Source organism: Streptomyces sp. NPDC046876 (assembly GCF_040645035.1).
GTDB lineage: Bacteria > Actinomycetota > Actinomycetes > Streptomycetales > Streptomycetaceae > Streptomyces.
In genome coordinates, this window is record NZ_JBEYXK010000030.1 from 1 (window position 1) to 8,416 (window position 8,416).

Here is an 8,416-nt window from a genome sequence, read left to right on the forward strand (position 1 = left end):
GGATTTTCCAGCCCGCCGGCGTTTGAGGCGCGGGGTCTGGGGCGGAGCCCCAGGCGGGGGCCGGGGCCGCAGGACCCTGTTTCGGGAAGGGGCGGGGTGGGGAACCGCTCCGCGCAGCGGCCGCGGCGCCGCGCCGGGTGGGGGGCGGTCGTAGAATTCTGGGATTGTGTCTGAGTCCCATTCCACCCAGCCCAGCGTCCCGGAAGCCGTGCCGGAGGCGAAGTCCTACGTGCCGCCCAAGTGGCGGACCGAGCCCCGGTTCCCCGACGGCCCCGCGCCGGACCCGGCCGGCTCGCACCACGAGCGGCGGATCCGCAGCTTCCAGCCGCGCCGCAGCCGCGTGACCACCGGCCAGGGCGAAGCCCTGAAGCGGCTCTGGGGGACCTGGGGCCTCGACATCGACGGGCGCCACGTGATCGACCTCGAGGAGATGTTCGACGGGCTGCCCGTCGTGCTGGAGATCGGGTTCGGGATGGGCGAGGCCACCGCGCAGATGGCCGCCGCCGACCCCGAGACCGGGATCCTCGCCGTCGACGTGCACACCCCGGGCCAGGGGAACCTGCTCGCCCTCGCCGAGCGCAACGGCCTGACCAACGTCCGCGTCGCGAACGGCGACGCGATCATCCTGCTGCGCGAGATGCTGCCGCCCGCCTCCCTCGCCGGGATCCGCGTGTACTTCCCGGACCCGTGGCCCAAGGCCCGCCACCACAAGCGGCGCCTGATCCAGCCCGAGTTCCTGGACCTGGCCGCGACCCGCATGGCCCCCGGCGCCGTGCTGCACTGCGCGACCGACTGGGAGGACTACGCCGAGCAGATGCTCGAAGTGCTCTCCGCGCACCCGGAGTTCGAGAACACGCAGGCGGACGGCGGGTACGCGCCGCGTCCCGACTTCCGGCCGCTGACCCGTTTCGAGGGCCAGGGCCTCGACAAGGGCCACGTCGTCCACGACTTGCTCTTCCGTCGGGTGAAGAAGGACTGATGTCACTGCGCGTGGCGGAGTGACTCGTTAGAGTCATCGCGTGTTGCCCGCCGCGCTTCCCCCTGTTCGTGTTCGTGCGTGCTTGCTCGGCGCCCTCGGGGCGTCGGGCACGGCGATCCTCGAGCTCGTACGGGAGCAGACCGGCACCGCGGGGTTCCTCGTCGGGCTGGGTCTGGCCGTGCTCCCGGTGCCGGTGCTCATGGCGGCCTTCCGGTGGCTCGGCCGGGCCGCACCGCGCCCCTGGGCGCAGCTGCTGTTCTGCTTCGGCTGGGGTGCCTGCGCCGCGGCGCTGATCGCCATACTGGCCAACAACTTCGCCACCGAGTGGATCTCCGCGGCGACCGCCGATCCGGACCATGCGGACGAGATCGGGTCGGTCGCGATCGCCCCCGTGGTGGAGGAGAGCGCGAAGGCGGCGGCGCTGCTCCTGGTGTTCGCGTTCCGAAGGCGCCAGTTCACCGGCCCTGCGGACGGTTTCGTCGTGGCGGGGTTCACCGCCACCGGCTTCGCCTTCACCGAGAACGTGCTGTACCTCGGAAACGCCTTCGGGGAGGACGCCGGGAGCGGAGTGGGGGCCCTCGATTCGGTGACCGCGGCCACTTTCTTCGTACGGATCGTGCTGTCGCCGTTCGCGCACCCGCTGTTCACGGTGCTGACCGGGCTCGGCTTCGGCGCCGTGGCCGCGCTGCGCCCCGCGGCCCCGCGGGCCGCACGCGTCGGGCTGCCGCTGCTGGGGCTGGCGGGCGCGATGGGCATGCACGCGCTGTGGAACTGCTCCTCGCGGATCGGCGAGTACGGGTTCTACTGGATCTACGGCTGCGTGATGGTCCCGGTGTTCGGGCTGCTGCTGGGCCTGGCCGTCCGGATAAGACGGCGCCGACTGCGGGCGGTGGCCGGGGAGTTGGCGGTGTACGCGGCCGCGGGCTGGCTGGCCCCGGCGGAGGTGCCGGCGCTCGCCTCGATGCCGGCCCGCTCGCTGGCCCGGTCGCTGGCCCGGCACAGCGGGGGCCGGGCCGCGGGCCGCGCGGTGGCCCGGTACGAGGAGGACGCGGCCGCGCTGGCCCTGCTGCGGCACCGGGCCCGTACGGGTCCTGCCTGGGACGCGGAGTTCGCCGGCCGGGAGCGCGAGCTGCTGCAGCAGCTGTGGCTGCGCAGGGCGACGGCCGGGCCGGCGCTGGCCCGGGCGGCGGTGCTGGAGGAGCTGCTGCCGCCGCGGACCGGTGCCGGCGAGCGGGTCTTCGTACCGGCGGCCCGGCTTACGGGTTCAGGCCCTTGGACCGGAGCCAGGCCAGCGGGTCCGTCGTCGCCCCGCCCTTGCGTACTTCCAGGTGGAGATGGGGTCCGGTGACGTTGCCGGTGGCGCCGACGCGTCCGATGGTCTCGCCGGCGCCGACCTGGCCGGAGGTCACCGACATCGAGGACAGGTGGCAGTACCAGACCTCGGTGCCGTCGGCGAGGCGCAGCACGATCCGGTAGCCGTACGCGCCCGACCAGCCGGCCGAGGTGATCGTGCCGCCGGCGACGGCCTTGACGGGCGTGCCGGTGGGGGCGGCGAAGTCGAGGCCGGTGTGGTAGCCGGAGGACCACATGGAGCCGGCGGCGCCGTAGTGCGAGGTGAGGGTGTAGGAGGAGGTCGGCAGGGAGTAGCTGCCGCTGCTGCTGTCGGCGGATCCGGAGGACGCAGAGCCGGAGGACGGGGAGCCGGAGCCGGACCCGGCGATCCGCTGTTCCTCGGCCTTGGCCTCGGCCGCCTCCTGGGCCGCCTTCTCGGCGGCGGCCTTGGCCTCCTCGGCGGCCTTCTCCGCGGCCTCCCGCTTGGCCTTGGCCTCTGCGGCGGCGGCCTCGTGCGCGGCGCGCTCGGCCTCGGCGCGGGTCTGCGCCTCGGCGGCGTCCTGCTGGGACTCGGCCTGCTGGAGGATGCGGGTGCGCAGCACCTCGCCGGCGTCGCCGTGCGTGCCGGACTGCTGCGCGTGCTGTGCGAGGACGCCCGTCGTGGCGGCCTCGGAGTCGGACTTCGCCTGGCGGGCCGCGCCGGTGTGGGAGTCGCCGCCGGACGGGCCGGTCAACGAGGGTATGGAGATCGGGACTTGGGGGCGGTCCTGCGCGGTGGCGAGCGGGGCCGCGCCGACCGCGGCGATGACGCCGACGCCGAGCACGGTGGAGCTGCGCGCAAGTCCCCCCCGCTGCTTGACGACCCGGTGCTTGCCGCGCAGCGGACGGGCGGAGTCCTCGGTGGGGTTCCACTCGCCCCAGGCGCCGGCGGACGGCTGTTCCTGGATCGCTGTGCCTTCGTGGGCAGGCAAGTTGGAGGCCACCGGGGCACACTCCTCAGGGAAACGCACGCGCAGGGCACCGCCTCTGCGACGGCTGGGACGACCGCGCTGCGTTATCGAACGGTAATAGACGCGGGGGAATGATTCCAAGCCGCCGTGATTGATCGTTTCGGCCAAGGGCACCCGGGTCGAACCGACTTGGACCGCATTTATGAGTATTTGATGGGGCAACTCGGGCAAAACGCAGTCGAATTCTGTATCCCTCTGGTCACACAAGCTTCTTGATGGAGCGTCATACGGCTTGCGCAGAGCGGCCGTTCGGTTACGTGTGGTTACGGCGTCACGGCCGGTACGGTGCGCCGCTGCTCCGGCTGTCCCTGCACCGGGCGGCACACCGCCAGCAGCGCCATGTCGTCCGTCGTCCCACCGCCGGTGTGCCGGCGCACGTCTCTGCTGAGCGCGCCGAGCAGCGCGTCCGGCCCGGGGAAGACCCGCCCCCGCAGCCGCACCGCCGGTTCGTAGAACTCACCCGAGGCGTCGCGGGCCTCGCTCAGCCCGTCGGTGTACAGCAGCAGGGTGGCGCCCGCCGGGAACGGCCACTCCTCGGCCCGTTCCGGCGCCCCGGCCAGCTCCCCCAGGCCGAGCGGGAGCGCGGGCTCCGCGGGCGCGAGCACCGCCAGGCCCCCGTCCGCGTACAGCAGCAGCGGCTCGGGGTGGCCGCGGTTGAGCAGCCGCAGCACGCCGCTCCCGCCCGTCGGGATCTCGCCCAGCACGCAGGTGGTGAAGCCCTCCACCGCGTCCAGGCCGGCCCGCCGCGCGGCCTCGCGGGCCAGGGCCCGCTCCAGCCGCTGCGCCAGCGCTTCCAGCGTCGGCTCCGTCTCGGCCGCCTCCCGGAAAGCCCCGAGGACCACCGCCACGGCCTCCACCGCGCCCAACCCCTTGCCCCGTACGTCGCCCACCGCGAGGCGGACCCCGTACGGGGTGTCCTGGACGGCGTACAGGTCCCCGCCGATGAACGCGTCGGCTTGGGCGGCCTCGTACCGGGCACTGACGTGCAGCCCGCCGATCCGTTCGGACGGCGTCGGCAGCAGGGCCCGCTGGGCCGCCTCCGCGATCCCGCGCGCCGAGGCGAGCCGCTCGCCGCTGCGCCGCACGACACGGTTGGTCAGCAGGGCCAGTGCGGAGACGGTCATGACGGTGACCAGCTCGATCAGGGACTCCACCGTCGTGCCGTTGTGGACGTACAGCAGGAGCACGGCGAGCGAGGCCATGGCGCCGGTGAACGCCGTGACCCGCAGCGAGGAGAGCGGGGCGGCGATCAGCGGGGCCGCCGCGAAGAACGGGGAGCCGGTGTAGCTCGGCGGGGTCAGCAGGTCGAAGGCGAACCCGAGCACGATCAGCGCCACCGGCAGCGCCCGGACCACCCTCCGGGCGCCCCCGCCGGCCGCGTCGCCCGCCGCCTCCGCATCGCCGCTGCCCTGCCGCACCCCTCAAGGCTGGCCGCAGCGGCGCCCGTACGGCGACCCGGCCGGGCCGACCGGGTGAGCGGCGCACCGCGCCCGGAGGCTCGAGGCCCCGGATCCCGGACACGACGAAGGCCCGGCTTCCTGGGAAGCCGGGCCTTCGTACTGAGTAGCGGGGACAGGATTTGAACCTGCGACCTCTGGGTTATGAGCCCAGCGAGCTACCGAGCTGCTCCACCCCGCGTCGGTAGGTACAACCCTACGGCATCCGGGGGACACCTTGCGCCAATTAACGGGCGAGGAGGCCTTCGCTGCGACATTTACGCAGGTCAGAGCGGTACGAGCGGGGTCAAAGAGAGCTGTGTCATCCGGCGACGAGGCGCAGCAGCGCCAGCGAGCCGATACCGAAGGCGATCGTGAGGTAGAAGTTCCGGGTGCGCCAGGCCAGCAGCAGGGTCGGCACGGCGAGCCACAGGCCGAAGTTGCCCGGGCCCAGGTCCAGCCGTCCGGCCGGCGTGAACAGGGCGGGGGCCAGCAGGGCGGCGATCACCGCGGGCGGCACCTGCCGCAGCCAGACCACGACCGGGGCGGGCAAGGCGGCCGCCGCGAGGAAGAGGGTCGGCAGCAGCCGCGGCCCGAAGGTGACGGCCGCCATGCCGGCGATGGTGAGGGCGAGCGCGAGGTCGCTCATCGGCCCGGGACTCCTTCCGTTTCCATGGCGGCCCCGCGCGGGGCGATGGCCAGGCCGAAGGTGGCCGCGACGGCCGCTGCCACCAGGACGGCCCAGTAGTGCAGGCCAAGCAGCGTCAGGGCCACCGCTCCGCCGCCCGCCACCGCGGCGACGGCCAGGCCCCGCCGGTCGGCGATGACCCCGGCCGCGAGCAGGGCCATGAACATGGCGGGCAGGGCGTAGTCGAGGCCCAGCGCCTCCACGTTCGTCACCAGGTCCCCGGCCAGGACGCCGGCCAGCGTGCCCGCCACCCAGGAGCCATGGACGGCGGTGTTGAACGTGAACACCTCCGCCCGGGGCCGGACCGGGCGCTCCGCATACTGCGCCGAGTGCACCGCGAACGCCTCGTCGGTCAGCTCGTACGCGAACAGCGCCTGCTCCCGGCGCCGCCAGCCGGCCAGCCGGGGCGCGATCGCGGCCGACAGCAGCAGGTGGCGCAGGTTGACCACGAAGGTGGTCAGGACGATCGCGTACGGGGCGGCGCCCACCGTCAGCAGCTGGAGCGCCGCGAACTGGGAGGAGCCGCCGTACACGAACGCCGACATGGCGACCATCGCCCACCACGGCAGTCCGGCGGTGTGTCCGAGGACGCCGAAGGCGAAGGCCACGGGTACGTAGCCGAGCATCACGGGCACGGCCTGCCCGAAGCCCGCCGCCCAGGCGGGGCGGGCCGCCGCCCCGGCCGCGGCGGGTCGCGCCGGGGCCGGGGGGTCGGTCGCTACAGATCGCACTCGAAGGTCCTCTCCCCCAGGGCGGGCCGGAAGCCCACCCCCGTCCACAAGGCGGTGGCCGCCTCGTTGCCGTCGAGCACCGCGAGGAAGATCCGGTTGACCCCGCGGCGCCGGAACGCGGCCAGGGTGTCGACCGCCATCACCCGGGCCAGGCCCAGCCGGCGGTGGCCCGGGTCGACCACCGCGTGGCTGATGCTGCCGCGGACCCCGAACGAGCCGGCGATCAGCGCGGCGACGACACGGCCCGAGGGCAGCCGGACCACGCGGCACAGGTCGGCCGAGTGGGCCAGGTGCCCGGCCAGGAGCGCCTCGTCCTCCCATTCGCAGTACGCGGCCTGCGGCGCGCCCCGCAGCAGTTCGATCACCTGCGGGATGTCGGCGACCGCCATGTCCGCCGAGACGGCCGGCTGCGCGGGGGCTGCGTACGGCCCGACCAGTACGTGCGGCTGTACGTGCGGCTGCGGCTCCTGGAGCGCCAGAGCGGCGGCGCTCATCAGACCAGCGTCTCGTACGGAGAGCCGGGCAGGGAGAAGGAGATCGCGAGGACGTCGCGGTAGCCGCCCTTGTCCTCGGCCGCGCTCAGGCCCGTGACGTGGTGCTTCATCGCCCGGTCCTCGAAGATCAGGGAGTCGAGCGGGGTGAGGAAGGTGCCCTTGGCGAGGGGCTCCTCGTCCCAGGTGAAGACGGTGCTGTGGCCGCCCTCGACGTCGACCCGGGAGATCAGGTGCAGGCCGGCCCACGGGTAGCCGTCCGAGTGGATGCCCTCGGGGACGAGCTCGTTGTACTTGCCGGGGTTGATCTCGATGCGGATCTGGTGGATCTGGCAGACCCAGGCGCGGTCGCGGTACTCCTCCTCGATGGGCAGGTTGTCGAAGTCGTAGCGGACCAGGGCCAGGAAGAGCGGGTTGGTGTACGTGGACTCCTCGACGTCGCCGAAGTGGCGCTCGATGCCGCCGACGAAGGCGTTCATCTCCGCGCTCTGGTAGTACGCGACGTGGTCGAGCGGGACGAGCTCGCCGGTGGCCGGGGTGAAGGCGAAGTCGCTGTAGCGGCGGGTGCGGACGGCGCGGTCCCCGCCGCCGAAGTGGACGTCCGGGGTGAGCCGGCCCCAGGAGGCCTGGAGGTCGTCGAAGCGGGCGGCGAGCGCGGGGTCGAGGGTCAGGTCGGCCGCGGACACGAGGGCGTAGCGGTCCTCACGCAGGCGGTCGCGGAGGTCCGGGCCGACCGTGGTGATGGTGTCGGGGGCGGGGGTGTGCGGCTGCACTGCCGTGGTCATGCGGTGTTCCTTCCGGGTGGCTGGTGGTCGTGGTCCGGCTGCGGGCCGGTGGTGGTGGTCGGGCGCGCGGTTCCCCGCGCCCCTGGGGGGTGCGGGCGGGTGGGCGCGGGCGTCAGTGCAGGCCCAGCGAGGCGTAGGTGGCGTCGAGTTCGGCGACGTCCAGGCCGGCGGCCTGGCGGACCAGGCGGATGGCCCGGTAGATCTGGTTGATGTGCGCGATGTCGTGGCCGACGACCTTGCGGATCATCACCTCCAGGGTTTCGCCGCCCTGTTCGCCGTGGCGGCCCGTGCGCTGCCAGTCCTCGGGCGTGAGCGCGGCGAGCAGTGCCACGTTGGAGGCGCGCAGGCCGGTCCAGGCGTCGAGCATCTGGCGGAACGGGAGGCGGGGCAGCGGGGCCCACAGCTGCTCGTCGTAGCCGGGGTAGACCGGGTTGTCCTCGGTGGCGACGAGGCGCCAGCGGAAGCCGTAGACGATGTCGACGTCGAAGAGGTGGCCCACGATGAAGGCCGCGGGCCACTCGCCCGGCTCGGGGACGGTCTCGGCGAGTTCGGTGGGCAGGTCGGCGAAGAGGGCAGCCGCCCAGACGGGGGTCTTGGCGATCACGTCGAAGGGGTCGCGGTCGGCGGCGACGTCGAGGAGGGCCTGGACGTAGGCGGCCGGGTCTTCGGTGGCGGAGGGGATGTCGATGCGGTGGACTCCGTCGGTGGTGGGGGTGGTCGGCGCCTGCGACTGCGTCTGCGTGGTCATGTGGGTTCCCTTCGGGTGGGTTGGTGTTGCCGGCCGGGTGCGGGCCGGCGGTGGCTGGTCGCGCCGTTCCCCGCGCCCCTGGGGGCGGTGCCCGCCGTGCGTTCGGTGCGGGTGCGTGGGGGCTGGGCGCGCCGTTCCCCGCGCCCCTGGCGGCGGTGCCCGCCGTGCGTTCGGTGCGGGTGCGTGGGGGCTGGGCGCGCCGTTCCCCGCGCCCCT

At 73.8% G+C, this 8,416-nt stretch carries 9 protein-coding genes and 1 tRNA gene; 2 read left to right on the top strand and 8 right to left on the bottom strand.

All coding sequences use genetic code 11. From position 1 onward, the window contains the following. Positions 1–208: 208 nt before the first annotated feature. Together trmB and ABZ924_RS18165 are read left to right on the top strand one after the other, a co-directional pair. Positions 209–979 (top strand): tRNA (guanosine(46)-N7)-methyltransferase TrmB, encoded by a 771-nt coding sequence (gene trmB / locus ABZ924_RS18160; protein WP_361910401.1) that lies wholly within the window; start codon positions 209–211, stop codon positions 977–979. Between the two features lie 82 nt (positions 980–1,061). Then, entirely contained in the window at positions 1,062–2,327 is a 1,266-nt protein-coding gene (locus ABZ924_RS18165) for a PrsW family intramembrane metalloprotease (RefSeq protein WP_361910241.1), read from the top strand. Here ABZ924_RS18165 and ABZ924_RS18170 read toward each other — a convergent pair. From ABZ924_RS18170 to ABZ924_RS18205, 8 genes are all read right to left on the bottom strand, one after another. Beyond that, on the bottom strand, positions 2,236–3,282 hold the full coding sequence (locus ABZ924_RS18170; protein ID WP_361910404.1) for a M23 family metallopeptidase: 1,047 nt from the start codon (positions 3,280–3,282) through the stop codon (positions 2,236–2,238). The genes ABZ924_RS18165 and ABZ924_RS18170 overlap by 92 nt on opposite strands. Before the next feature lie 302 nt (positions 3,283–3,584). After that, on the bottom strand, positions 3,585–4,739 hold the full coding sequence (locus tag ABZ924_RS18175; protein WP_361910244.1) for a PP2C family protein-serine/threonine phosphatase: 1,155 nt from the start codon (positions 4,737–4,739) through the stop codon (positions 3,585–3,587). A 146-nt stretch (positions 4,740–4,885) separates the two neighbouring features. Then, positions 4,886–4,959 (bottom strand) — tRNA-Met (locus tag ABZ924_RS18180). Positions 4,960–5,079: 120 nt separating this feature from the next. Beyond that, positions 5,080–5,406, bottom strand: coding sequence for an AzlD domain-containing protein (locus ABZ924_RS18185; protein WP_361910246.1), 327 nt, complete (start codon positions 5,404–5,406; stop codon positions 5,080–5,082). Next, positions 5,403–6,176: an AzlC family ABC transporter permease gene (locus ABZ924_RS18190; protein ID WP_361910249.1), complete on the bottom strand. Its 774-nt coding sequence runs from the start codon at positions 6,174–6,176 to the stop codon at positions 5,403–5,405. Before ABZ924_RS18190 ends, ABZ924_RS18185 begins: the two co-directional genes overlap by 4 nt. Then, the gene (locus tag ABZ924_RS18195; protein ID WP_361910252.1) at positions 6,164–6,670 is read right to left on the bottom strand and encodes a GNAT family N-acetyltransferase; all 507 of its coding nucleotides are present in this window, start codon (positions 6,668–6,670) and stop codon (positions 6,164–6,166) included. Before ABZ924_RS18195 ends, ABZ924_RS18190 begins: the two co-directional genes overlap by 13 nt. Next, positions 6,670–7,452, bottom strand: a complete 783-nt coding sequence (locus ABZ924_RS18200; RefSeq protein WP_361910254.1) for a 2OG-Fe dioxygenase family protein — start codon at positions 7,450–7,452, stop codon at positions 6,670–6,672. The genes ABZ924_RS18195 and ABZ924_RS18200 overlap by 1 nt, the downstream gene beginning before the upstream one ends. Positions 7,453–7,564: 112 nt before the next feature. Next, positions 7,565–8,200 carry a DinB family protein gene (locus ABZ924_RS18205; RefSeq protein WP_361910257.1) on the bottom strand — a complete coding sequence of 212 codons (636 nt, stop codon included), beginning with the start codon at positions 8,198–8,200 and terminating at the stop codon, positions 7,565–7,567. Positions 8,201–8,416 lie beyond the last annotated feature (216 nt).

Bases quoted from the DNA above. Each gene is read 5' to 3' on its own strand.
- ABZ924_RS18185 (WP_361910246.1), bottom strand. From the start codon at position 5,406: ATGAGCGACCTCGCGCTCGCCCTCACCATCGCCGGCATGGCGGCCGTC.
- ABZ924_RS18195 (WP_361910252.1), bottom strand. From the start codon at position 6,670: ATGAGCGCCGCCGCTCTGGCGCTCCAGGAGCCGCAGCCGCACGTACAG.
- ABZ924_RS18200 (WP_361910254.1), bottom strand. From the start codon at position 7,452: ATGACCACGGCAGTGCAGCCGCACACCCCCGCCCCCGACACCATCACC.
- ABZ924_RS18205 (WP_361910257.1), bottom strand. From the start codon at position 8,200: ATGACCACGCAGACGCAGTCGCAGGCGCCGACCACCCCCACCACCGAC.